The organism is Microbacterium sp. RU33B (assembly GCF_900155915.1).
Taxonomy (GTDB): domain Bacteria; phylum Actinomycetota; class Actinomycetes; order Actinomycetales; family Microbacteriaceae; genus Microbacterium.
This window is the reverse complement of the sequence record NZ_FTPO01000001.1, coordinates 1818437-1841147: the sequence shown is the minus strand read 5'-3', so window position 1 is coordinate 1841147 and position 22711 is coordinate 1818437. Positions and strand designations below refer to the sequence as shown.

General features: G+C 70.6%; 20 protein-coding genes. 13 read left to right on the top strand and 7 right to left on the bottom strand.

Annotation, left to right across the window (positions count from 1 at the left end):
- Positions 1-7: 7 nt before the first annotated feature.
- Entirely contained in the window at positions 8-1198 is a 1191-nt protein-coding gene (locus tag B0B14_RS08965) for an acyltransferase family protein (RefSeq protein WP_083710418.1), read from the bottom strand.
- A gap of 120 nt (positions 1199-1318) precedes the next feature.
- The gene (locus B0B14_RS08960) at positions 1319-3490 is read right to left on the bottom strand and encodes an alpha-galactosidase (protein WP_256714311.1); all 2172 of its coding nucleotides are present in this window, start codon (positions 3488-3490) and stop codon (positions 1319-1321) included.
- Positions 3491-3676: 186 nt separating this feature from the next.
- On the opposite strand from B0B14_RS08960, the gene B0B14_RS08955 reads away from it, so the two are divergent.
- The 3 genes from B0B14_RS08955 (at position 3677) to B0B14_RS08945 (ending at position 6759) form a co-directional block, all read left to right on the top strand.
- The gene (locus B0B14_RS08955) at positions 3677-4891 is read left to right on the top strand and encodes an LLM class flavin-dependent oxidoreductase (RefSeq protein WP_143733691.1); all 1215 of its coding nucleotides are present in this window, start codon (positions 3677-3679) and stop codon (positions 4889-4891) included.
- A gap of 1 nt (position 4892) precedes the next feature.
- Positions 4893-5537 carry an FMN reductase gene (locus B0B14_RS08950; protein WP_076681051.1) on the top strand — a complete coding sequence of 215 codons (645 nt, stop codon included), beginning with the start codon at positions 4893-4895 and terminating at the stop codon, positions 5535-5537.
- Between the two features lie 70 nt (positions 5538-5607).
- Positions 5608-6759 carry a N(5)-(carboxyethyl)ornithine synthase gene (locus tag B0B14_RS08945; RefSeq protein ID WP_076681050.1) on the top strand — a complete coding sequence of 384 codons (1152 nt, stop codon included), beginning with the start codon at positions 5608-5610 and terminating at the stop codon, positions 6757-6759.
- On the opposite strand, the gene B0B14_RS08940 is transcribed toward B0B14_RS08945, so the two are convergent.
- The 3 genes from B0B14_RS08940 to B0B14_RS08930 are packed head-to-tail and all read right to left on the bottom strand — an operon-like array spanning position 6756 to position 9593.
- Positions 6756-7586 (bottom strand): DNA/RNA non-specific endonuclease, encoded by an 831-nt coding sequence (locus B0B14_RS08940; RefSeq protein WP_076681049.1) that lies wholly within the window; start codon positions 7584-7586, stop codon positions 6756-6758. The genes B0B14_RS08945 and B0B14_RS08940 overlap by 4 nt on opposite strands.
- Positions 7587-7635: 49 nt before the next feature.
- Positions 7636-8334 carry a response regulator gene (locus tag B0B14_RS08935; protein ID WP_076681048.1) on the bottom strand — a complete coding sequence of 233 codons (699 nt, stop codon included), beginning with the start codon at positions 8332-8334 and terminating at the stop codon, positions 7636-7638.
- Positions 8331-9593 carry a sensor histidine kinase gene (locus B0B14_RS08930; RefSeq protein WP_076681047.1) on the bottom strand — a complete coding sequence of 421 codons (1263 nt, stop codon included), beginning with the start codon at positions 9591-9593 and terminating at the stop codon, positions 8331-8333. The genes B0B14_RS08935 and B0B14_RS08930 overlap by 4 nt, the downstream gene beginning before the upstream one ends.
- A 172-nt stretch (positions 9594-9765) precedes the next feature.
- On the opposite strand from B0B14_RS08930, the gene B0B14_RS08925 reads away from it, so the two are divergent.
- Positions 9766-11208: a cation:dicarboxylate symporter family transporter gene (locus tag B0B14_RS08925; protein WP_076681046.1), complete on the top strand. Its 1443-nt coding sequence runs from the start codon at positions 9766-9768 to the stop codon at positions 11206-11208.
- 69 nt (positions 11209-11277) lie between these two features.
- On the opposite strand, the gene B0B14_RS08920 is transcribed toward B0B14_RS08925, so the two are convergent.
- Entirely contained in the window at positions 11278-11460 is a 183-nt protein-coding gene (locus B0B14_RS08920) for a DUF5302 domain-containing protein (RefSeq protein ID WP_076681045.1), read from the bottom strand.
- 323 nt (positions 11461-11783) lie between these two features.
- On the opposite strand from B0B14_RS08920, the gene B0B14_RS08915 reads away from it, so the two are divergent.
- The 3 genes from B0B14_RS08915 (at position 11784) to B0B14_RS08905 (ending at position 16082) form a co-directional block, all read left to right on the top strand.
- Positions 11784-14078: a polyribonucleotide nucleotidyltransferase gene (locus B0B14_RS08915; protein WP_076681044.1), complete on the top strand. Its 2295-nt coding sequence runs from the start codon at positions 11784-11786 to the stop codon at positions 14076-14078.
- A gap of 282 nt (positions 14079-14360) precedes the next feature.
- Entirely contained in the window at positions 14361-15389 is a 1029-nt protein-coding gene (locus B0B14_RS08910) for an aldo/keto reductase (protein ID WP_076681043.1), read from the top strand.
- Positions 15390-15479: 90 nt separating this feature from the next.
- Positions 15480-16082: a histidine phosphatase family protein gene (locus B0B14_RS08905; protein ID WP_076681042.1), complete on the top strand. Its 603-nt coding sequence runs from the start codon at positions 15480-15482 to the stop codon at positions 16080-16082.
- A 33-nt stretch (positions 16083-16115) separates the two neighbouring features.
- Here the strand turns inward: B0B14_RS08905 and B0B14_RS08900 are convergent, their stop codons facing one another.
- Entirely contained in the window at positions 16116-16580 is a 465-nt protein-coding gene (locus B0B14_RS08900; protein WP_076681041.1) for a GNAT family N-acetyltransferase, read from the bottom strand.
- A gap of 73 nt (positions 16581-16653) precedes the next feature.
- Between B0B14_RS08900 and dapB the strand changes: the two genes are divergently transcribed.
- The 6 genes from dapB to B0B14_RS08870 all read left to right on the top strand — a co-directional run bounded on the left by dapB (position 16654) and on the right by B0B14_RS08870 (position 22625).
- Entirely contained in the window at positions 16654-17466 is an 813-nt protein-coding gene (gene dapB, locus B0B14_RS08895; RefSeq protein ID WP_076681040.1) for a 4-hydroxy-tetrahydrodipicolinate reductase, read from the top strand.
- A complete protein-coding gene (locus tag B0B14_RS08890) occupies positions 17463-17912 on the top strand; it encodes a tetratricopeptide repeat protein (RefSeq protein WP_076681039.1) in 450 nt (149 codons plus the stop codon). The genes dapB and B0B14_RS08890 overlap by 4 nt, the downstream gene beginning before the upstream one ends.
- A 114-nt stretch (positions 17913-18026) precedes the next feature.
- Positions 18027-18998: a hypothetical protein gene (locus tag B0B14_RS08885; RefSeq protein WP_076681038.1), complete on the top strand. Its 972-nt coding sequence runs from the start codon at positions 18027-18029 to the stop codon at positions 18996-18998.
- Complete coding sequence (locus tag B0B14_RS08880) at positions 18995-20647, top strand: hypothetical protein (RefSeq protein WP_256714310.1); 1653 nt, start codon at positions 18995-18997, stop codon at positions 20645-20647. The genes B0B14_RS08885 and B0B14_RS08880 overlap by 4 nt, the downstream gene beginning before the upstream one ends.
- Positions 20644-21315: an ABC transporter ATP-binding protein gene (locus B0B14_RS08875; protein WP_076681037.1), complete on the top strand. Its 672-nt coding sequence runs from the start codon at positions 20644-20646 to the stop codon at positions 21313-21315. The genes B0B14_RS08880 and B0B14_RS08875 overlap by 4 nt, the downstream gene beginning before the upstream one ends.
- On the top strand, positions 21315-22625 hold the full coding sequence (locus B0B14_RS08870) for an ABC transporter permease (protein WP_083710417.1): 1311 nt from the start codon (positions 21315-21317) through the stop codon (positions 22623-22625). Before B0B14_RS08875 ends, B0B14_RS08870 begins: the two co-directional genes overlap by 1 nt.
- Positions 22626-22711: the final 86 nt, after the last annotated feature.

The window sequence follows — 22711 nt, the reverse complement described above, 5'->3', positions numbered from 1 at the left end:
CTCTCGCTCAGGTGTTCTGGCGGGGGTCGGGATGCCGGGGCATCCGCTGCCCCTCGCCCTTCGGGCGGTGCGAGCCGGTGGGGTCGGTGCGACGGCCCTCCCGCGCGGCGAGCGTGCGGTCGGCGAAGAGCCAACCCGGACGCGGCTCGACGAGGGGCCGGAACACCCGCCGGACGGGCTTGGTGCCCAGCCCGAGGGCGATGAGGACCGAGGCGACGATGACCAGCGGCAGCCACAGCCACGTCGGCTCGGCGTCGCGCAGGATGCCGGTCTCGCGGAACGGGTAGAGCACGAACGAGTGCAGCAGGTAGATGTACATCGTGTACTGGCCGAAGTGCGTCCACCAGTGGGTTCCGCGCGGCACGAGGGCGAAGAACGCCGCCGACAGCACGAGGGCGACCGCCATGAGAGCCAGGCGCACGCCACCGGCCCACCATTCGGTGCCGCCGATCGCGGAGTAGTTCTCGTCGTAGAAGAGCCACTGGCGCAGGTTCATGTCGCGCCAGCCGTCGACGAAGAACCACGCCGCCCACCCCGCGACCGCCAGGGCGGCCACCGCTGCGGCGACCGTCCACCACGTGCGGCGCAGCAGCTGGAAGCGCTGCACGATGTCGTGGCGGCTGAGCCACCAGCCGAGCGTGAAGAACGGCAGGAGGCCGAGCGTGCGCGAGAGCGACAGGGTCGAGTCGATGTTGGGCAGGTAGCCGGCGCCGATCGAGATCACGACGGTCCACAACAGCGGCCAGCGCAGCAGGGCGAGGTAGGGCAGGACGAGGCGGAAGATGCCCAGCGCGAGCAGGAACCACAGCGTCCACGAGGGCTCAGTGAGGTTCGGGTTCGCCTGCCCTTCGACGATCCACTTCGTGAGGGTCCAGATGCCTTCGAAGATCACGTACGGCACGAGGATGTCGGTGATCACACGCGCCATCTGGCGGCGCGAGGGGGCGTCGCCCTTCGAGAAGTAGCCCGAGATGATCGCGAACGCCGGCATGTGGAACGCGTAGATCAGCAGATACAGTCCGAGCGCGATGTCGGAGTCGTACGTCAGCCGCTGCACGGCGTGGCCGAGCACGACGAGCACGATGCAGGCGAAGCGGGCGTTGTCCCAGAACGGCACACGGCGCTTCGTGCGCGGCACGTCGGTGCGTCCCGTCGTGGGGGGAGAGGAAGTCGCCGGCGCGGCGCTCGAGTCGCTCATGGAGACTCGACCCTATCGCGCCCGACAGGTGCGATCCGGGGCTTGCGCATCCGCCACTTCGCGGGGAAGGATGCCGCGGCCCACCCCCCGATGGACCGCGACACCCGGCTGGGGGACGACTCAGGGGACGGCGGTCAGCTCCAGCACGACGGCGCGTCCCGGATGCTGCACGGGTGGGCGGAACCCGGTGGCGGCGAGCTGGGCGCCCGAGAGGACGGTCTCGGCGGTCGTCCACGCCAGCACGGACTGGCCGGGGTCGTCGGCGGCCTCCGGGTCCACGATGATCTCGACCCGGTACCGGCGCGCAGGATCGAGACCCGGCAGGCGCACGCGTCCCGGCGGCCACGCGACGTCGGTCTGCGCCTGCACGAGCGAGAAGAAGGCGTGCGAGCCGTCGGCCGCGACCACGCCGCGGATGTCGGTGCCGGCCTCCGCGGTGTCGGCGAAGACGAGCCGGCCCGTCGTGACGAGCGGGCGCACGCGCTTGGCGAGCGCGACCCACTCCGCGACGCGGGCGCGCCCGGCCTCGTCGAGCGAAGTGAGGTCCCACTCGATGCCGAAGTGCCCGAAGAGCGCGACGGCGCCGCTCAGTCCGAGCGACGCGGTGCGCCGCGTGGAGTGCACGTGGGGAGAGGTCAGGTGCGTGCCGAGCAGCTCGGGAGCGACGACGAGCGAGGTGTAGCGCTGGATGTCGAGCCGCTCGAGCGGGTCGAGGGTGTCGCTCGTCCACACCCGGTCGGTGCGCTCCAGGATGCCGAGGTCGACGCGCGATCCCCCCGACGCGCACGTCTCGATCTCGAGGCCCGGATGCCGGTCCTTGAGCTCGTCGAGCAGGCGGTACAGCGCGAGGGTGTGGGCGTGCACGCGCGACGCGCCCCCGGGGCCGGCGCCGGCCTCGATGAGATCGCGGTTGTGGTCCCACTTCAGGTAGGCGATGTCGTACTCGTCGAGCAGCGCGTGCAGGCCGTCGGCGATCGCGGCGTACGCGTCGGGGTTCGACAGATCGAGCACCTGCTGCTGCCGGGCGGAGGCGGGCAGCTCGTGGCGGGCGTGGAGCAGCCACTCGGGGTGGGCACGGGCGAGGTCGCTGTCGGGGTTGACCATCTCCGGCTCCACCCAGAGTCCGAACTCCATCCCCAGACCGTGCACGACGTCCACGAGCGGGTGCAGGCCGTCGGGCCAGACATCCGGATCGACGATCCAGTCGCCCAGACCTGCGGTGTCGTCGCGGCGGCCGAGGAACCAGCCGTCGTCGAGCACGAAGCGCTCGACGCCGACGCCGGCGGCGGCCTGGGCGAGCTCGGCGAGCGTGGAGAGATCGTGGTCGAAGTACACGGCCTCCCAGGTGTTGAGCGTGACCGGCCGCGCTCGCCGCGGATGCTGCGGGCGGGCGCGGAGCTCGTCGTGGAAGCGTGCCGACAGCGCCGTGAGGCCGTCGCCCCACGAGCCCAGCACCCACGGGGACGCGTAGCTCTCGCCGGGTGCGAGGATGAGCTCGCCGGCGGCGAGGAGCTCTCCGCCGGCGAGGAAGGCCTCACCGGTCGGCACGCGCTCGGCGAGCGCCCGATGGCTCCCGCTCCACGCGACGTGGATGCCGTGAACGCGTCCGTGCTCGAATCCGAACCCCGGCCGTCCCGCGGCCAGCAGGAGGGTCGCGTCCGAGCCCGGCCGCCCGCGGCGGCTGTCGCGGACGTGGGTGCCGTAGGTGAACGCGCGCCGCTGGGGCGAGCGCTCCTTCAGGTGACGGCCGGTGGTGTCGAACAGCTCCGTCGCATCCCACGGCACGGGGAAGGGCAGCACGAGCGACTGCACGGTGTACGCGGTCGATCCCGTGTTGGTGATGCTCACCCGCTGACGGAGGACTCCCGCAGGTCCGAGCGACAGCTCGAGGAGGGCCGCAAGCTCCGCGCCGGTGTCGACGAGGGAGAGCGCCAGGCGGGTGTCGTCGGCCTCGACCGTCTCGACGACGAACGCGGGACTGAACCAGGAGCCCGCACGGTGACCTTCGAGAGCGGGGGTGCCGAACCATCCGGCCGACGGTGCGGGAAGCACGTCGAGGCGCCCGGTGGTGTCGAGGCCGCCCGAGACGCGCTGGGGCATCGCGGCGACCGAGAGCGACGCCAGCGTCGCGGGGGTCTCGTGCGGGAGCTCCTCGCCCCAGTGCACGACGGCGGGGAGGGGAGCGGCGTCCAGATCGACGACCACGCTCGTGCCGCCCCGGCGCAGATGCACGACGCGGCGTGCAGCGGCGGACTCTTCGGACGTGCGGTCGGCGACGGTGTCGATCTTCACCCGGACATTCTGCCACGAAAACGTTTTGCGCCCGGGTATCGATTACGCATCTCTCCGATCGCACAGGTGGCGGGAATACCCTGGCGACGACCGCGTTGCATCAGATACATTCATTTGAATAGAAGCGGATGCCGAGGCATCCGGGAGCGGAAAGCGATCGTGAACGAGACCACCACCTGGCCGGGAATGCAGTTCGGCATCTTCTCGGTGAGCGACATCACCCAGGACCCGACGACGGGAGAGACCCCGAGCGAAGCGGAGAAGATCCGTGCGGCCCTCACGATCGCGAAGCACGCGGAGGACGTGGGGCTCGACGTCTACGCGCTGGGCGAGCACCACAACCCGCCGTTCTGGTCGTCCTCTCCCACGACGACGCTCGCCGCCATCGCGGCCCAGACCGAGCGCCTCGTCGTCTCGACCGCCACGACGCTCATCACCACGAACGACCCGGTGAAGATCGCCGAGGACTTCGCGATGCTCCAGCACGTGTCGAACGGCCGCGCCGACCTCATGCTCGGGCGCGGCAACACCGGACCCGTGTACCCCTGGTTCGGCCAGGACATCCGCCAGGGCCTGCCGCTGGCGATCGAGAACTACAACCTCCTGCACCGCCTGTGGCGCGAAGACGTCGTCGACTGGGAGGGCAAGTTCCGCACCCCGCTGCAGGGCTTCACCTCGACGCCCCGCCCGCTCGACGGCGTCGCGCCGTTCGTCTGGCACGGGTCGATCCGCACGCCCGAGATCGCCGAGCAGGCCGCCTACTACGGCGACGGATTCTTCGCCAACAACATCTTCTGGCCCAAGGAGCACTACCAGCGCCTCGTGAACCTCTACCGCCAGCGGTACGCGCACTACGGCCACGGAACGCCCGAGCAGGCGATCGTCGGGCTCGGCGGACAGGTGTTCATGCGCACCAACTCGCAGGACGCGGTGAAGGAGTTCCGCCCGTACTTCGACAACGCCCCCGTCTACGGGCACGGCCCGACCCTCGAGGACTTCAGCGACATGACGCCGCTCACGGTGGGCTCGCCGCAGCAGGTCATCGACCGGTACGCCACGATGCGCGACACGTTCGGCGACTACCAGCGTCAGCTGTTCCTGATCGACCACGCCGGCCTCCCGCTGAAGACGGTCCTCGAGCAGCTCGACATCCTGGGCGGCGAGGTCGTGCCGGTCCTGCGCCGCGAGCTCGCGAAGAACCGTCCGGCCGAGGTTCCGGATGCCCCGACCCACGCGAACCTGGTGGCCAAGGCGGGCGGCGCTCGCGAAGCGCGTCCGAACGCCAATCGCGGAGACAACCTGACCGTCGGCTCGCCCTACCGCGAGACCGTGTCGGCGGCGAGCTCCGGAGCAGGTGCTCCGGCCGGTGCCGCATCCGGCCTGAACCGGAAGGGGGCCTGACATGCAGACGCGTCGCATCGCCGTCCTCTCGGCCGGCCTGTCCAATCCGTCGTCGACCCGCATGCTCGCCGACCGCATCTCCGCCGCGACCACGGCGAAGCTCGCGCAGCACGACGTCAGCGTCGAACTCGACGTGTTCGAGCTGCGCGACTACGCGCACGACATCACGAACAACCTGCTGACGGGCTTCGCCCCGCCGGCGCTGGAGTCGATGATCAACGCGGTCGTCTCGGCGGACGCGGTGATCGCGGTCACGCCGATCTTCTCGACGAGCTACTCGGGACTGTTCAAGTCGTTCATCGACATCCTCGATCCGGATGCCCTGACCGGCAAGCCCGTGCTCATCGGCGCCAACGCCGGTACCGCGCGGCATTCGCTGGCCATCGACTATGCGATCCGTCCGCTGTTCACCTACCTCCACGCCGAGCCGGTCTCGACGGGCGTGTTCGCCGCGTCGAGCGACTGGGGCGGAGCGGGTGATCAGGTCGCGCCGCTGTCGGAGCGCATCGAGCGCGCGGCGGGCGAGCTCGCGGATGCCGTGCTGCGCCGCGCGCCGGAGGAATCCCTCGATCCCTTCGACCCCGCGAACTACCTCGGGGAGGGGCGCTCGTTCGGTCACCTGCTCGGGGGCCTCGCGGGGGAGTGACGCCCAGGTCGCGCTGATACGGTTCGGTCACGGCGCCGACTCTCGGCTCCCGCGACGGGAAGAGGCCGCCATGGCCCCGCAGGCTCCACTGACTCTGGGCGTCGTCGGCGCCTCTCTCAAGCCCGATGAGCGGCGGGTTCCGATCCATCCGGGCCACCTCGACCGCCTCCCCGACGACCTGAGGTCGAGGGTGTTCCTCGAGACCGGCTACGGGGAGCGCTTCGGTGTCCCGGATGCCGAGCTCCGCCCGCACGTCGGAGGCCTGCTCGATCGCGCCGAGCTCTTCGCGACGGCCGACGTGCTGCTGCTTCCCAAGCCGCAGCACGCCGACCTGCGCGACATGCGCGACGGCCAGGTGCTGTGGGGGTGGCCGCACCTCGTGCAGGACGAGACCATGACGCAGCTCGCCCTCGACAAGAAGCTCAGCGTCATCGCCTTCGAGGCGATGAACCACTGGGGCAGCGACGGCACCTTCGGTCTTCACGTGTTCCACCTGAACAACGAGATCGCCGGGTACTGTTCCGTCCTGCACGCGTTGCAGCTGTGCGGATCGACGGGCGATTACGGTCGCCGGCTCACCGCCGTCGTCATCGGCTTCGGTGCGACGGCCCGCGGCGCGGTGACGGCCTTGCGCGCGCACGGCGTGCACGACGTGCGTGTGCTCACGAACCGTGCGACGGCGTCGGTCGCCGCTCCGATCCATGCGACGCAGATCATCCAGTTCGATCACGACGGTCCGTACGTCAGCGAAGTGATCACCGACGACGGTCGCGTTCCGCTGGCGCCGTTCCTCGCCGAGAGCGACATCGTGGTCAACTGCACGCTGCAGGATCCCAATCGTCCGCTGCTGTACCTCACGGTCGACGATCTCGCCGCGTTGCGACCGGGCAGCCTCATCGTCGACGTCTCGTGCGACGAGGGCATGGGGTTCGAATGGGCGCGTCCGACGAGCTTCGCCGACCCGATGTTCACCGTCGGCGGCCACATCAACTACTACGGCGTCGACCACAGTCCGTCGTACCTGTGGAACTCGGCGAGCTGGGAGATCAGCGAGGCGCTCCTCCCGTTCCTTCCCACGGTGATGGCCGGTCCCGAGGCATGGGCGGGAGACACGACGCTGGATCGTGCGATCGAGGTCGCCGGCGGCGAGGTGCGCAATCCCGCGATCCTGGAGTTCCAGAATCGCGAGCCCGAGACGCCCTACGCCGTCCGCCCCCGCTAGAGCCGGATCTGGGCGGGCGTGCTCAGCTGGGTCCATCCCGACGCACGGGCGCCGGGCGCTGCGACGAGCACATCCGCGGTGACCAGCGGGCCGAGCTCGACGCCGGCGAGGTCGGCGATGTCGCGGACGGGCACCTGGAACGTGCGGAAGCCCGGGAGCGGCGCCACGGATGCCGCCGCGATCAGATCGGACTGGTCCAGGACGAAGCCCGCCGCGGCGAGCATCGGCGCTCCTCCGGGATCGGCGGCGTTCCACGCGGCGATCTTCCAGAACCGGCGCGGGATCCGGATGCCGCGGTAGGGCGGATCGTCGGGTTCGAGCACGGGTGCGGTGAACACCGAGACGCGCTGGTCCGTCGCATCCGCGTAGGCCAGCACGTGGTCTTCCAGTCCGACCCACAGCTCTTTGGACTGATTGAATCCGGCCGCCTGCGGAGCGGCGTTGGGGTAGAAGAAGGTGGCCGCGGTCGCCTCCCGCGCCTGGGCGTCGGTGCCCCAGCCGGGGTCGCGGCGGCGCACGAGGTGCCCGCGGTCGAGGTCGTTCGACGCGTACACCGCGGGTCCGGCCTGTTCGTCCGCGGGGACGCGGTCGTCGAGCTGCCAGTCTCCACGTCGCGGCGGGTCCTGCAGGGCGGCGCCGTCGATGTCGACCGCCGTGGAGACCGCGAAGCGTCTCGCCGGGTCGAGCAGCACCGTGAAGCGCGGGTAGCGCAGTTCGCGCGTCGCACGGTCGTCCGCCGGTCGGGGGAGGGGCACGGGGACGCCGACGAAGTCGGTGTCGTGCCCTGTCCACGTCGTGCGCGGTGTCGCGGTGCCCTCGTCATCCATGCGTCCATCATGGCGGGGGCCACCGTCATCGGTGACGGCACGGTCGGGACTACGTGCGCGGTGCCCGCCCCTGCCAGCGGTACTCCGACTCGGGGCGTCCGGCCTTGCCGTAGCGGGCGGCCCGCTCCACGCGGCCGACGTCCGCCAGGTGCTCGAGGTAGCGGCGGGCGGCGACGCGCGACATGCCGAGCCGATCGGCGGTCTCCGTCGCCGACAGCGGGCCCCCGCCTCGCACTTCGGCGCTCACGCGCTCCAGGGTGTCTGCCGAGAGGCCCTTCGGCAGGAGCGCGGGCGCCGCGGGACGGAGTGCGCCGAGGAGGGCGTCGATCTCGGCCTGCGTCGCGTCGCCCTCGGCATCCCGGGCCTGCCGGCGATAAGCGGCGTACTGCTCCATGCGCTCGCGGAAGGTCGCGAACGAGAACGGCTTGACGAGGTACTGGGCGGCGCCCAGACCGACGACCTGCCGCACGACGTCGGCGTCGCGCACACCGGTGATCGCGATGACGTCGACGTCGGCCGCCCGTGCCCGCACGTGCCGCAGCACGTCGAGGCCGGTGCCGTCGGGCATCGTCATGTCGAGCAGCACGAGGTCGATGGCCTCGTCGGCGTCCCGATCGAGGATCGCCGCGATCGCGGCCCGCGCGCCCGAGCACTCCGCGACGACGCGGAACCCGTCGAGACGTTCGACGTACGAGCGGTGCAGCTCGAGGGTGAGGGCCTCGTCGTCGACGAGCAGGACGCGGATCACGGCGCCGCCTCGGCCGGCAGCACGACGCGGAAAGTGGTCGGCGCACCCTCGTCCAGGGCGATCGTCCCCCCCACCTCGGCGACGACGGCGCGGGCGAGGGAGAGACCCACGCCGCGCCCCTGCGCACCGACCGGCTTGGTCGAGAAGCCGCGCTCGAACACCTGCTCGCGGAGCTCTGCGGGGACGCCCTCGCCCGAGTCGGAGACGGTCAGCGCCAGCGCGCCGGCGGACGTGCGCCGCATCCCGATGCGCACCCAGCGCGGCTCGGCGCCGGCTCCCGCCGCATCGAGCGCGTTGTCGATCAGATTGCCCACGAGCGCGACCTGGTCGATGGGCGACAGCCGCGAGCGCGGTGCATCCGGCGCGATGTCGGCCGTCCACGCGATGCCGCGCTCGGTCGCCTGCGACGCCTTTCCGAGGAGGAGGGCACCCACGGTCGGGTCACCGGACGTGCGCGCGGCGACCTGATCGACGAGCGCCTGGCTCTGCCGCGCGGACTCGGTGAGCAGCTCGATCGCGTCGTCGCTGCGTCCGAGTTCGAGCAGGGCGACGGCGGTGTGCATGCGGTTGCCGTGCTCGTGGGTCTGCGCGCGCAGCGCTTCGCCGAGGGTGCGCATCGACTCCGCCGAGGCGAGCGTGTCGCGCACCGCCCTCGCCGGCAGATCTCCCGTGACGCGCCTCGTCGCCCGTCGCGCCACGAGCGCCCCCGCGAATCCGGCCACGACCAGGGCCGCCGCGACGGCCACCGCGACGAGGATGCGGGGGAGGACGGATGCTGCGATGCTGCCCACCGTCACCCCCGCCGACACCCATCCGACCAGCTCGCCGTCCTCCTCGACGGGCACGATCGTCCGCGTCGACGTGCCCAGGGTGCCGGCGAACTCCTCCGTGAGCGCGGTGCGGTCGTCGGGGATGGTGCCCACGTAGGGTCGACCGATCTCGTCGGGATCGCGGTGGGTCACCCGGATGCCGTCCGTGCCCATGATCGTGACGAAGTCGATCCGCGCGTCCGCCATCACCGCCTCGGCGAGAGGCTGCAGCACCGCGGTCGGATCGTCGCTCGTCAGCCCGGCCGCGACGTCGGGCGACCGGGCGAGGGTGTGGGAGACCGCTTGCGTCACTCGCTCGGCCTCGGCCTGCGCGGCGCGCTGTCCCTCGAGCAGGAGCAGGCCCGCCGTGAGCAGCGCGAGCACCACGACGGCCGCGACGAGCGCGGTGAACACGCGCGATGCCGCGCTGCGTCCCGCCGTGCTCGCCATGGAGTCGTCCTTCCGGGTGCGTCCTCGCGCCCGGCACCATCCGATCACACCTGCGCGGCCGAGGCGAGCGACCAATACGACCACAACTCCGCGCGGCGGTCGAGCGGTCGCAGGGTGTAACCACCGCCGACGGAGGCGGACCGAACAACGACCGTTCACCACGGAGGCGACCATGGCTCTCTCGACCAGCTCCTTCAAGCTCCCCGGCTACAACTGGCGCAAGGGGAAGACGTCGTGGGACCGGCATACGTGGCTGTACGTGTCGGTCATCGTCGCGGTCGTCCTCGGCGCCGCCGTCGGCCTGCTGTTCCCGTCCTTCGCCGAAGGGCTGGAGCCGATCGGCAAGGCGTTCGTCAATCTGATCAAGATGATGATCGCGCCGATCATCTTCTGCACGATCGTGGTCGGCGTCGGCTCGATCGCCAAGGCGGCGACCGTCGGCAAGATCGGCGGCCTCGCGCTCCTCTACTTCATGATCATGACCACGTTCGCCCTGTTCATCGGTCTGGTCGTGGGCAACATCATCCACCCGGGTGAGGGTCTCGACATGTCGAGCTCGACGTACGACACCTCGAACGTCGAGGCGAAGACGACGACCGAGTTCATCATGGGGATCATCCCCACGACGTTCTTCTCGGCCTTCACGGGCGAGAGCGTCCTGCAGGTGCTGTTCATCGCCCTCCTCGTCGGCTTCGCGCTGCAGGGTCTCGGCAAGCGCGGCGAGCCGATCATGTTCGCCGTCAAGCAGCTCCAGGTGCTCGTGTTCCGCATCCTGGGCATGATCCTGTGGCTCGCCCCCCTCGGCGCGTTCGGCGCGATCGCGGCCGTCGTCGGCAAGACCGGGTTCGCGGCCATCATCAGCCTCGGCGTCCTGATGATCGCGTTCTACATCACGTGCGCGGTGTTCATCTTCGGCATCCTGGGCACGATGCTCTACGCGGTCGCCCGCATCAACATCTTCAGCCTCATGAAGTACCTGGCCCGCGAGTACCTGCTGATCGTCGGCACGTCGTCGTCCGAGTCGGCGCTGCCTCGCCTGATCGCCAAGATGGAGCACCTCGGCGTCTCCAAGCCGGTCGTGGGCATCACGGTGCCGACCGGCTACTCGTTCAACCTCGACGGCACGGCGATCTACCTGACGATGGCGTCGCTGTTCATCGCCGCCGGCATGGGGACGCCCATGTCGATCCCCGAGCAGATCGGACTCCTGGTCTTCATGGTCGTCGCGTCGAAGGGCGCCGCGGGCGTCACGGGCGCGGGGCTCGCCACTCTGGCCGGTGGCCTGCAGGCCTTCCGTCCCGACCTGGTCAACGGCGTCGGGGTGATCGTGGGCATCGACCGGTTCATGTCCGAGGGTCGCGCCATCACGAACTTCACCGGCAACGCCGTGGCCACCGTGCTGATCGGCACGTGGACGAAGGAGTTCGACCGCGAGCAGGCGCGCGCGGTGCTCGCCGGACAGCGACCGTTCGACGAGTCGACCCTCGCCGGCGACGGTCACGACGGCATGTCGACGGCGACGGATGCCGTGGGCACGATCGAGCTCGAACAGGCGGCCGTCCTCGAGGCGGAGGCCAAGGAGGAGCGTCGGAAGCAGCGCGCGCTCGCACGCTGAAGCGCGTCGTACGACGAAAGCCGGGTCGCCCGCTCGAGGAGCGGACGACCCGGCTTTCGCGTGTGCGTGTCAGCCGCTCTTGCGGCGGAACTCGCGCTTCGTGACCGCGCCGTGGGTGCCGTGGACGGCCGAGTCGCCGTCGAGGTGGGCTTCGCCGTCGCGGTGCTGGGCGTTCTTCTTGTCGAGTGCTTCCTTGAACTTGCGCTTCATGTCCTCGGATGCCGCGCTGGGCTGTGCGTCGTCGGTGCTCATGGATCCCAGCCTAGGCCTGGTCGCTTCGTGCGTGCCAGAGATAGGCGGGTGGGGGACCCGCTGATAGGATCGGTGAGGGTGCCTTTCGGCATCCGCTCAATTCAACATGAGCTCATGGAGCAGGCCCGGCAGAAGCTGGTCCCCTGTGGTGGGTTCCCATCCCCGTCGATCACGGCGTGCGGGATGGTGATCTTCGACTGGTGGCCAGCGCGGGCGGTCTTCGCGAGGCATCCTCGCACGCCCACATCTGCCTGTTCCCTGCTCCTTCTGGAAGCTCGTGCGCGATACGCGCGTGCGAGCCTAAACAAAGAAGGAGAGACCTCTTGGAAGGTCCTGAAATCACGTTCGCCGAAGCCGTTCTCGACAACGGCCGCTTCGGCACCCGCACTGTCCGGTTCGAGACCGGCCGACTCGCGCAGCAGGCACAGGGTGCCGTCGCCGCGTATCTCGACGAGGAGACGATGCTCCTCTCGGCCACCAGCGCCGGAAAGCACCCGCGCGAAGGCTTCGACTTCTTCCCCCTGACGGTGGACGTCGAAGAGCGCTCGTACGCCGCCGGCAAGATCCCCGGCTCGTTCTTCCGCCGCGAAGGCCGCCCCTCCACCGAGGCGATCCTCGTGTGCCGTCTCATCGACCGCCCGCTGCGCCCGTCGTTCGTGGAGGGCCTCCGCAACGAGGTCCAGATCGTCGTGACGGTGCTCTCGATCGCGCCCGGCGAGTTCTACGACGCGCTGGCGATCAACGCCGCGTCGCTGTCGACCCAGATCTCGGGTCTGCCGTTCTCCGGACCGATCGCGGGCGTCCGCCTCGCGCTCATCCCCGGTCACGGTGAGAACGCCGACCAGTGGATCGCGTTCCCGACCGTCACCCAGCTCGAAGAAGCCGTCTTCGACCTCATCGTCGCCGGCCGCGTCATCACCGACGCCCAGGGCAACGAAGACGTCGCGATCATGATGGTCGAGGCCGAAGCGACCGAGGGCTCGTGGAACCTCATCAAGGGCGGCGCCGTCAAGCCCAACGAGCAGGTCGTGGCCGAGGGCCTCGAGGCCGCGAAGCCGTTCCTCAAGGAGCTCGTCGCCGCTCAGAACGTCGTGGCGAACACGTCGTCGAAGCCCGTCAAGGACTTCCCGGTCTTCCTGCCCTACAGCCAGGAGACCTACGACTACGTCGCGCACCGCGCATACGACAAGCTCGTCCCGATCTACCAGATCGCCGACAAGCAGGAGCGTCAGAACGCCGACGACGAGCTGAAGGACGCCGTCAAGGCGGAACTCCTCGCCGCGGTCGAGTCCGGCGAGCTGCCGGCCGTCGCCACGCTGGAGTTCTCTGCGGCGTACAAGTCCGTCACGAAGAAGATCGTGCGCGGTCGCATCCTCGCCGAGGGCGTCCGCATGGACGGCCGAGGACTCGCCGACATCCGGCCGCTCGACGCCGAGGTGCAGGTCATCCCGCGCGTCCACGGATCCGCGATCTTCCAGCGCGGCGAGACCCAGATCCTGGGTGTCACCACGCTGAACATGCTCAAGATGGAGCAGCAGATCGACTCGCTGTCGCCCGTCACGCACAAGCGCTACATGCACCACTACAACTTCCCGCCGTACTCGACCGGTGAGACCGGTCGCGTGGGGTCGCCGAAGCGTCGCGAGATCGGGCACGGCTTCCTCGCCGAGCGCGCCCTCGTGCCGGTGCTGCCCAGCCGTGAGGAGTTCCCGTACGCGATCCGCCAGGTGTCCGAGGCTCTCGGCTCCAACGGCTCGACGTCGATGGGCTCGGTCTGCGCCTCGACGCTGTCGCTGCTGAACGCGGGCGTGCCGCTGCGCGCCCCCGTCGCCGGCATCGCCATGGGTCTGGTCACCGACGAGCACGAGGGCCAGACGCGCTACGCCGCCCTGACCGACATCCTCGGCGCCGAAGACGCCCTCGGCGACATGGACTTCAAGGTCGCCGGCACGAGCGAGTTCGTCACGGCGATCCAGCTCGACACGAAGCTCGACGGCATCCCGTCGTCGGTGCTGACCGCCGCCCTCCAGCAGGCCTACGAGGCCCGCCTGACGATCCTCGGCGTTCTGAACGCCGCGATCGACAGCCCCGACGAGATGGCGCCGACCGCGCCGCGCGTGATCAGCGTCCAGATCCCCGTCGACAAGATCGGCGAGCTGATCGGCCCCAAGGGCAAGACGATCAACGCGATCCAGGACGAGACCGGCGCCCAGATCTCGATCGAGGAGGACGGCACCGTCTACATCGGCGCGACCGACGGTCCTTCGGCCGAGGCCGCACGTGCCCAGGTCAACGCGATCGCGAACCCGACCAACCCCGAGATCGGCGAGTCGTTCCTCGGAACCGTCGTCAAGATCGCGACGTTCGGTGCGTTCATCTCGCTCCTGCCCGGCAAGGACGGACTGCTGCACGTCAGCGAGGTCCGCAAGCTCGCCGGCGGAAAGCGCGTCGAGAACGTCGACGACGTGCTCTCGGTCGGCCAGAAGATCCTCGTGAAGATCACGAAGATCGACGACCGCGGCAAGCTGTCGCTCGAGCCGGTGCTCGAAGAGGCCGCGGACCAGCAGGGCTCGGCCGCTGCGAGCGAGGGTCCCGGAGACGCGCCCGCCGAAGGCTGATCTATCGCCTGAATCCGAAGATGCCCGCTCCTCCTTCTCGGAGGGGCGGGCATCTTCGCGATTCCCCAGTCTCGCTGCACAGGAGGAAATGTCCCCCTTTCGGGGGACATGATGCTCCTTCTGCAGAACCCGTGACGAAAGCGTTATCGAATGTTTACCGAGCGGATGCCTGTCTGTCCGGTCTCGGGAGGCGGCTCGCATAATCTGTGACTACTGCGCCGGGGGGTGCAGGATTCGCGGTCACGACGACACCCACGGGTGCGAGTCGTGAGGGGGTGAAGCATGGCTGTATTCGGCGTAGGCTCGAATGTGCATTCGACGAGCCAGGGCGCACCGCCCGCCGCCCACCCGTCGGCACCCATCCCCGTCCAGGGACCGCCCATCGGCCAGAGCATCAGGGTCGCGCTCGGCGATGGCGGAGCAGAGGTCTTCCCGCTCATGCTCGGGGGCTCCGAGTTCGGCTGGAACGTCGATCTGGAGTCGAGCCACGACATCCTCGACACCTACGCCGAGCTGGGCGGCAACGCCGTCCACACCGCGGACAGCTTCTCCGGCGGACGCAGCGAGCACATCATCGGACAGTGGATGCACTCGCGCGGGTTCCGCGACGACGTCGTGCTCGCCGTCCGGATCGGCGGCCACCCCGACAACCCGGGCCTCGGCCCCGTCAACCTGGTGCGCGCGGTCGAGGCGTCTCTCACGCGCCTGCGCACCGACCGCATCGACGTGCTGTACCTCGACGCCGTCGCCGATTCGAAGACCGCGCTGGAAGACACGCTGGCCACCGCCGAGTGGCTCGTCGAGTCGGGCAAGGCGCGCGCCCTCGGCGCGGTCGGCTATACGGCCGCCCAGCTGGTGGAGGCGCGCATCTACGCGTCGGCCGGGTACCCCCGCATCTCGGTGCTCGACGTCCCCTTCAACGTGCTGCGCCGCCACGAGTTCGACTCCGACCTGCGTCTGGTGGCGGGCGCCCAGGGCATGGCGGTCACACCGTCGCATGCGCTCGAGCACGGCTTCCTCGCCGGGCGCCACCGCTCGCGCGCCAAGGCGGGTCTGACGGTGCGCGGTGCGCAGCTGGCGGCCAGCATGAATCGCCGCGGCACGCGCACGCTGCGCGCGCTGGACGCGGTCGGCACGGAGCTCGGCGTGCCGGATGCGGCGGTCGCGGTCGCGTGGCTGCTGGCCCAGCGCGTCGTCACGGCCCCCATCGTCAACGCGTTCGCGCCGCAGCACGTCGAAGAGCTCGTCCAGGGCGTCGGCGTGCGCCTGAGCCGCTCGCAGCTCGCCGACATCGCCCGCGCCGCCGAGTGAGGCGACGCCCTCCGCGGGTGTCGGAGGTCGTGACGTAGGGTGGAAAACGTGCCGTTGCGGCACGCTTCTTCCCCCGGAGACGATGACGCCATGACGCACTACATCTACCTCGTGCGGCACGGTGAGCATCAGGACGCCGAGCACGGCCTGGTCGACGGACCGCTGTCGCCGCGCGGTCGGCGCCAGGCGTCGCTGCTCGCCGACCGGCTTTCGGGCGTGCCGTTCGACGCGGTCTGGCATTCTCCGCTCATGCGGGCGAGCGAGACCGCGCGCGCCGTGGCCGACCGCCTGCCGTCGGTGTCGCCCCAGCCGTCGGCGCTCCTGTTCGACTGCGTGCCGACGGGAATGACCGAAGAGACGCCGGCCGCCTTCGAGCCGTTCTTCGGCGGCGTCACCGACGCCGAGATCGAAGCCGGGCGCGCCCAGATGGACGACGCGGTGAGCGAGTTCCTCGCCCGCAAGCCCGGCGACGTGCACGAGCTGCTGATCACGCACAACTTCGTGATCGGCTGGTTCGTGCGCGAAGTGCTCGCCGCACCCGACTGGCGGTGGATGACCCTCAATCAGGCCAACTGCGGCCTCACGGTGATCTCGCAGAAGCAAGGGCGCCCGTGGACGCTCGTGTCGCACAACGACCTCGCACACCTGCCCATGGAGCTGCGCACGGGGCTGCCCGACCAGTACCCGGTCTAGTCGTCGCGGCGCCGGGCGATCACGAAGCCGGGGTCACGTCAGCCGCTTGCCGTACCAGCGCGTGGCGTTGGGGTTGTCGTTGTAGGGCTCGATCGGTGTGAAGCCCGACGCGGTGTAGAGACCGCCGGCCGCCTCGAGGGTGTGGTGCGTGTCGAGCACGAGTTCTCCGGCATCCCACTCCCGCGCCCGTCGCTCGAGGTCGTCGAGCAGCCGGCGCCCCCACCCGCGCCCGCGCGTCTCGGGGGCGAGGTAGAGGTGTTTCACTTCGTACCGGATGCCGGACGGCCCGTCGACGACGCGGCGGATGCCTCCGCAGCCGACGGCGCGCTCGCCGTCGAAGACGACGACGAACACGCCCGCCGGCGGCTCGAACACCGCCCGCTCGGGGAACACGGGCCGGTACTGGCCCGGGAAGGCGGTGCCGCGCATCGCGAAATAGTCGGTCAGCAGCTCGCGCGAGACCGGGTCGTCGGCGGGGAGGGCGCGGAGGTCGACCATCCTCCGAGCGTACCGATCGGAATCCGCTGTCACGCTCGGGAGCCGCCTCGCGCGTCGCGCCTAAGCTGGAGCCATGACGACACGCGTGGCCCTCGTCGGCGGCACGGGCAAGCTCGGCGGCATCATCCGTGATGTCGTCGACTCCGAGAGCGGGTTCGAGATCGCCGCGGTGCTCACGAGCCGGTCGGAGCTGAGCGAGCTCGACGGCGTCGACCTCGTGATCGACGCGTCGGTGCCGGCCGTCTCGATCGACATCGTGCGGGCCGCGATCGAACGCGGCGTCAACGTGCTCGTCGGAACCTCCGGATGGTCGGCCGAGCGCATCGCACTCGTCCGCCCGCTCGTGGACGCCGCCGGAACCGGAGCGGTGTTCATCCCCAACTTCTCGCTGGGCTCTGTGCTGGGCTCAGCGCTGGCCGCCGCGGCCGCACCGTTCTTCCCCTCGATCGAGATCGTCGAGGCGCACCGGGAGACCAAAGTCGATTCGCCCAGCGGCACCGCCGTCCGCACGGCCGAGCTGATCGCCGCGGCGAGGGCCGAGGTCGGTCCCGTCGAGTCGCCCCACGTCGACCAGCGCGCCCGCGGGCAGCAGGTCGCCAGCGTGCCGATCCACTCCCTCCGCCGCCCCGGTGTGATCGCGCGGCAGGAGACGATCCTCTCCGGCCCGGGGGAGTCGCTCGCGCTGGTGCACGACACCACCGAGCCCGCCCTCGCGTACGCGCCCGGCATCCGGCTGGCCCTCGCGGCCGCGCGCGACGCCTCCGGCGTGATCGTCGGACTCGACAGCCTCATCGACATCGGCATCCGCACCCCCGGCGCCCGCACGACGGCTCCCGTGAGGGAGGACGCCGTGCCCGGGCAGGTCGCGCGCGCGACCGGCGCATGAGCGCACGCATCGGGGTCGCCGTCATGGCGGTGGCCCTCGCGCTCTACATCGTGCTCGTCGGACAGCGGGCCTGGCTGCTCCTCGCATCGGGTCAGCCCATCGCGATCGCGATGGGGGCGGCGCTCGTCGTGCTGCCGATCGTCGCCGTCTGGGCACTGGGGCGCGAGCTCTGGTTCGGCTGGAGGGCGGAACAGCTCGGGACGCGCCTCGAGCGCGAGGATGCGCTGCCCGCCGACGAGGTGGCGGTGCGCCCGAGCGGACGCGTCGAGCGCGAGGACGCGGATGCCGTGTTCCCGGCCTATCGCGCCGACGTCGAGGCCGACCCGGACGACTGGCGCGCGTGGTTCCGCCTCGGCATCGCGTACGACGCGGCGGGAGATCGGCGACGCGCCCGCGGCGCGGTGCGCACCGCGATCCGCCTCGAGGCAGCCGAGCGGCGTCCCTGATTCCCCCTCCGGGATGACCCGGAATACACCTGTGGATGGACGTGTCGCCCGGACCCCCTCGCCTAGTCTGAAGGAAGACCGACGGCGTCCGCGCCTGAGCACACCGGGAGATCCATGAACCGCTACCGCGCAGCCGCAGCCCTCGGCTCGGCATTCGTCCTGCTGGCCCTGGCCGGCTGCTCGGGCTCCTCGCCCGCCCCCGCCGCGGACGGCTCCGACTCCCCGCTGGGCAAGTACATGTCCTCGATCTGGGGTGGCGACCTCAGCGAGGAAGAGCAGACGAAGAAGTTCGAGCAGGACGAGAAGGACCGCGAGGAGCTCGTCGCGCAGTGCATGACGGAGGAGGGGTTCGACTACATCCCGGCCACCTCCACCGGCTCGATCTCGTTCGGCTCCGGTGACGAGTGGAAGCCCGACGACGCCGAGTGGGTCGCTCAGTACGGCTACGGCATGATCCGCTACCCCGGACAGGACGCGCAGCCCGAACCCGAGACCGAGTACGTCGACCCCAACCAGGACTACGTCGAGAGCCTGTCGGAGTCGGAGCGGACGGCCTACTACGAGGCCCTGCACGGTCCGCAGCCCACCGAGGAGGAGCTCGGCGAAGACGGATCCTACGAGTGGAACTGGGAGACGGCGGGATGCTACGGCTGGGCCCAGCACGAGATGGAGGGGGAGAACCCCGCCACCTCGGAAGAGCACAAGCCGATCATGGATGCGATCAACGAGTTCTACACCCAGACGGCCGAGTCCACCCAGTTCGCGGAGCTCGACGCGGCGTGGTCGGAGTGCATGGCGGATGCCGGTCAGTCCGGCTTCGAGCGCCAGCAGGACGCGCAGATGTCGATGAACGACAAGCTCAACGAGTACTACGAGAACCAGACCGAGTGGGTCGAGGACGACCCCGCGCTGGACGAGCTGGCCGAGGAGGAGATCGCGCTGGCGACGATCGACCTCGAGTGCCGGGAGAAGACCGACTACCGTGCGCAGCAGCAGAAGATCAGCTACGCGCTCGAGGAGGAGTTCATCGCGGAGCACAAGGCCGAGCTCGATGCTCTGAAGGCCGCCGTGGAGCAGGGTCGGTGACCGCGCGGCCCGATGACGAGTTCGATGAGCTGATCCGCTCCGACGCGACCGCCCCGGCCGACGTCGCGCCGCCCGACAGCGCGACCGTCGAGGACGCCGACGCCGTGGAGGAGGCCTCCACGAGCACCGTCACCGGATGGCGCCGCGTCTTCCGCGCCAACCGCTCGATCTGGATCATCGCCGCCGTGGCCGTTCTCGCCCTCGTCGCCGGTCTCCTCGTCGGCCGGTTCATCATCTCGCCGGCCGACGCCGCCTCCCTCACCGATGTGCCCGATGCCGGCCTGGTGACCGTTCCGGTGGAGTACGGAATCCTCAGCAACGACGTCACGATCCGCGGCGACGTCGGCTACGCGGACTCGGTCGAGGTGACCATCGACACCGCCTCGCTCGGCGGCCCCGCCGTCGTGACGGGCGCGGTCCCCGAGGTCGGATCGACGCTGTCGCCGCTGTCGGTGGCGCTCGCGGTCGCGGGGCGCCCCGTCATCGTGCTGCCCGGTGAACTGCCCGCGTACCGCACTCTCGTCTTCGGGATGAGCGGTCCCGACGTCACCCAGTTCAAGCAGGCGATGGCCGCCGTCGGCATCGCCGCGGGCGACCCGGGCACCGACGTCTTCGACGCGGGTGCCGCCGCAGCCGTCACCGAGCTGTACGCGCAGATCGGCTACCCGGCGCCCGCCTCTCAGGAGGGCGCCCAGGAGCAGCTGCAGGGAGCTCAGGACGGGGTGCGCGCCGCGCAGCAGTCCGTGGATGCCGCGCGGGCCGAGCTCTCGCGTGCAGCGGCGGGCCCCTCCGCTGTCGACGTCCGGCAGGCCGACAACGCGGTCTCGAGCGCGCAGCGCGCACTGGACAGCGCGGTCGCGTCCAAGCCGCTGCCACCCGACGACACGCCCGCCGCGATCGCGCAGTGGCAGGCGACGGTCGGCGACGCGCAGGACGCGCTCGCGCTCGCCCAGCTCCAGCGCCAGCAGCTCGGATCGGGGGTCGACACGAGCGCGCAGCGCGCCGCCGTCGACTCGGCCCGCCAGCAGCTGGCGGACGCCCAGGTCGCGCTGCAGCGGGCCCAGGAGGGCGCTCTGCCCTTCCTGCCCTCCAGCGAGGTCCTCTACCTCACCGATCTGCCGCGCCGCGTGGATGCGGTCAACGTCGCGCGAGGACAGACTCTCCAGGGCGCCGCGATGGTCGTCTCCGGTGCCACGGTGACCGTGTCGGGCGGCGTGGCCGCGGCCGATGCGGCGCTGCTGAAGGTCGGCGACACGGCGAGCTTCGACCTGCCCGACGGCGGTGTGCATCCGGCCACCATCACCGAGCTCACGCCCGGCCAGGACTCGGGTGCGCGCTGGACGATCACGCTCGAGCCCGCCCCGCTCACCGCCGAGCAGGCGACGCAGCTGCAAGGACGGAACGTGCGTGTGACGATCCCGGTCGGAGCGACAGGCGGTGAAGTGCTCTACGTGCCCATCGCAGCCCTCACGGCCGGTCCGGGCGGCGAATCCCGCGTCGAGGTCGTCGAGGGCGACCCGCGCGACGGCGAACGTGCGCAGACGCGACTCGTCGTCGTCGAGACCGGACTCGCGGCCGGAGGCCAGGTCGAGGTGACGACCGTCGACGGCGACCTCGAGGAGGGCGAGCTCGTGGTGGTCGGGCGGTGACACTGATCGAGCTGCGCGATCTCACCCGGTCGTTCCCCGGTCCGCCCGAGGTTCAGGCGCTCAAAGCCGTGAACCTGAGCATCGACGAAGGCGACTACGTCTCCATCGTCGGGCCGAGCGGTTCGGGCAAGTCGACGATGCTCAACATCCTGGGGCTCCTCGATCGCCCGACGGTGGGGGAGTACCGCATCGACGATGTCGTGACGGGCCTCCTCGACGAGGACGAGCGTGCGCGTGTGCGGGCGCAGCGGATCGGCTTCGTGTTCCAGGCGTTCCATCTCATGCCGCGGCGCACCGTGCTCGACAACGTGCTGATGCCGATGCTGTACAGCGGAATCCCTCGCGACGAGCGCGAGGACCGCGCACGACGGACGCTCGAGCGGGTCGGTCTCGGGCACCGGCTCGGCTTCCTGCCGACGACCCTGTCGGGCGGTGAGCGCCAGCGCGTCGCGGTGGCGCGCGCGGTCGTCAGCACGCCCAGCATCCTGCTCGCCGACGAGCCCACCGGCAACCTCGACCAGGCGACGAGCGGCGAGGTCATGTCGCTGTTCGACGATCTCCGTGCCGACGGACTCACCCTCGTGGTCATCACGCACGATCCGGCCGTCGCGGCCCGTGCCGAGCGTCGCGTGCGCATCACCGACGGCCGTGTGACGGAGGAAGCGTGATGCGCCTGTCTCTGCGTCGCCGGCCCGCCGCGCCCGTCGACGGCGTCGAGACCGAAGACGCGTCTCCGATGCTCGTGGCGCCCGTCGCCCGCGCCGACCGGTTCACGTTCCAGGATCTGCTGCTCGAATCGACCGCCGACATCGGCTCGCGTCCCGGGCGGCTCGTGATGACCCTCGTGGGCACCGTCCTGGGCGTGGGGGCGCTCGTCGCGACGATCGGCTTCGCCCAGACCGCCGCGCACCAGATCGCCCGGCAGTTCGACGCGGTGCGGTCGACGCAGGTCATCGTCGCGCCCGGGAGCGCCGAGACGCAGTCGGGATCGTCGGTGGCGACGGCCCGTCTGCCGTGGGACTCCGTCGAACGGGCCGAGCGCCTCGTCGGCGTGGAAGCGGCCACGACGATCGCCGAGCTTCCGCTGGGCACCGACACGATCACCGCCGTGCCCGTCAACGACCCGTCGGCGCCGTCGATCGCGGCGCCGCGGCTCATCGCCGCGGGGCCCGAACTGCTCGACGTGCTCGACGGACGCGTCACGACAGGGCGGATGTTCGACGCGGGTCACGAGCAGCGCGCGGACCGTGTGGTGGTCCTGGGAGAGCGGGCGGCCGAACGCCTCGGTGTGAACCGGGTCGACAGTCAGCCGTCGATCTTCATCGGCGATCTCCCGTATGCCGTGATCGGCATCTACGACGATCTGCAGGCTCGCGGCGAACTGTCGGATGCCGTCGTCATGCCGGTCTCGACGGCCCGGGCCGACCGCGCCCTCGGCGCTCCGGGCGAGCTGCAGGCGCGCATCCTGCCGGGCACCGGACCGCAGGTCGGCGAGCAGATCGGTCTCGCGCTCCTGCCCAATGAACCCGAGACGCTCGACGTGTCGGCGCCGAGCGCGCGCTCCGACCTGGGCGACAACGTGCAGGCCGACGTCAACGTGGTCTTCCTGATCCTCGGGGGCATCGTGCTGCTGGCGGGAGCGCTCGGGATCGCGAACGTCACGATGCTGAACGTCTCCGAGCGCGTGCCCGAGATCGGACTCCGCCGGGCCCTCGGTGCGACAGGGCGCCAGATCGGCGCGCAGTTCGTCGTGGAGTCGATCGTCATCGGACTGCTCGGCGGGCTCATGGGCTCCGCCGTCGCGGTGATCGGGGTGGTGGCGTTCGCCGCCGCGCAGCAGTGGACGCCGATCGTCGACCCGTGGATCGCGATCGCCGGCACGATCCTCGGTGCGGTCGTCGGCCTCCTCGCCGGCTGGTTCCCCGCCCGCCGCGCGTCGCGGATCGAGCCGGTGACGGCGCTCCGCGGCGGCTCCTGACGAGACATCCGCTCCTCGCGCCTCGACGAAGCAGCGGATAGACTGTGGAATGGGAGCGCTCCCATGATCAGTGCCACCGACAGTCG

What these genes read in the sequence shown, in the direction of transcription:
- B0B14_RS08955 (WP_143733691.1), top strand. Translation starts at nt 3,677, where the DNA reads ATGCAGTTCGGCATCTTCTCGGTGAGCGACATCACCCAGGACCCGACG.
- B0B14_RS08920 (WP_076681045.1), bottom strand. Translation starts at nt 11,460, where the DNA reads ATGAGCACCGACGACGCACAGCCCAGCGCGGCATCCGAGGACATGAAG.
- B0B14_RS08905 (WP_076681042.1), top strand. Translation starts at nt 15,480, where the DNA reads ATGACGCACTACATCTACCTCGTGCGGCACGGTGAGCATCAGGACGCC.
- B0B14_RS08870 (WP_083710417.1), top strand. Translation starts at nt 21,315, where the DNA reads ATGCGCCTGTCTCTGCGTCGCCGGCCCGCCGCGCCCGTCGACGGCGTC.
- B0B14_RS08950 (WP_076681051.1), top strand. Translation starts at nt 4,893, where the DNA reads ATGCAGACGCGTCGCATCGCCGTCCTCTCGGCCGGCCTGTCCAATCCG.
- B0B14_RS08910 (WP_076681043.1), top strand. Translation starts at nt 14,361, where the DNA reads ATGGCTGTATTCGGCGTAGGCTCGAATGTGCATTCGACGAGCCAGGGC.
- B0B14_RS08940 (WP_076681049.1), bottom strand. Translation starts at nt 7,586, where the DNA reads ATGGATGACGAGGGCACCGCGACACCGCGCACGACGTGGACAGGGCAC.
- B0B14_RS08885 (WP_076681038.1), top strand. Translation starts at nt 18,027, where the DNA reads ATGAACCGCTACCGCGCAGCCGCAGCCCTCGGCTCGGCATTCGTCCTG.
- B0B14_RS08930 (WP_076681047.1), bottom strand. Translation starts at nt 9,593, where the DNA reads ATGGCGAGCACGGCGGGACGCAGCGCGGCATCGCGCGTGTTCACCGCG.
- B0B14_RS08945 (WP_076681050.1), top strand. Translation starts at nt 5,608, where the DNA reads ATGGCCCCGCAGGCTCCACTGACTCTGGGCGTCGTCGGCGCCTCTCTC.
- B0B14_RS08965 (WP_083710418.1), bottom strand. Translation starts at nt 1,198, where the DNA reads ATGAGCGACTCGAGCGCCGCGCCGGCGACTTCCTCTCCCCCCACGACG.
- B0B14_RS08925 (WP_076681046.1), top strand. Translation starts at nt 9,766, where the DNA reads ATGGCTCTCTCGACCAGCTCCTTCAAGCTCCCCGGCTACAACTGGCGC.
- B0B14_RS08900 (WP_076681041.1), bottom strand. Translation starts at nt 16,580, where the DNA reads ATGGTCGACCTCCGCGCCCTCCCCGCCGACGACCCGGTCTCGCGCGAG.
- B0B14_RS08890 (WP_076681039.1), top strand. Translation starts at nt 17,463, where the DNA reads ATGAGCGCACGCATCGGGGTCGCCGTCATGGCGGTGGCCCTCGCGCTC.
- dapB (WP_076681040.1), top strand. Translation starts at nt 16,654, where the DNA reads ATGACGACACGCGTGGCCCTCGTCGGCGGCACGGGCAAGCTCGGCGGC.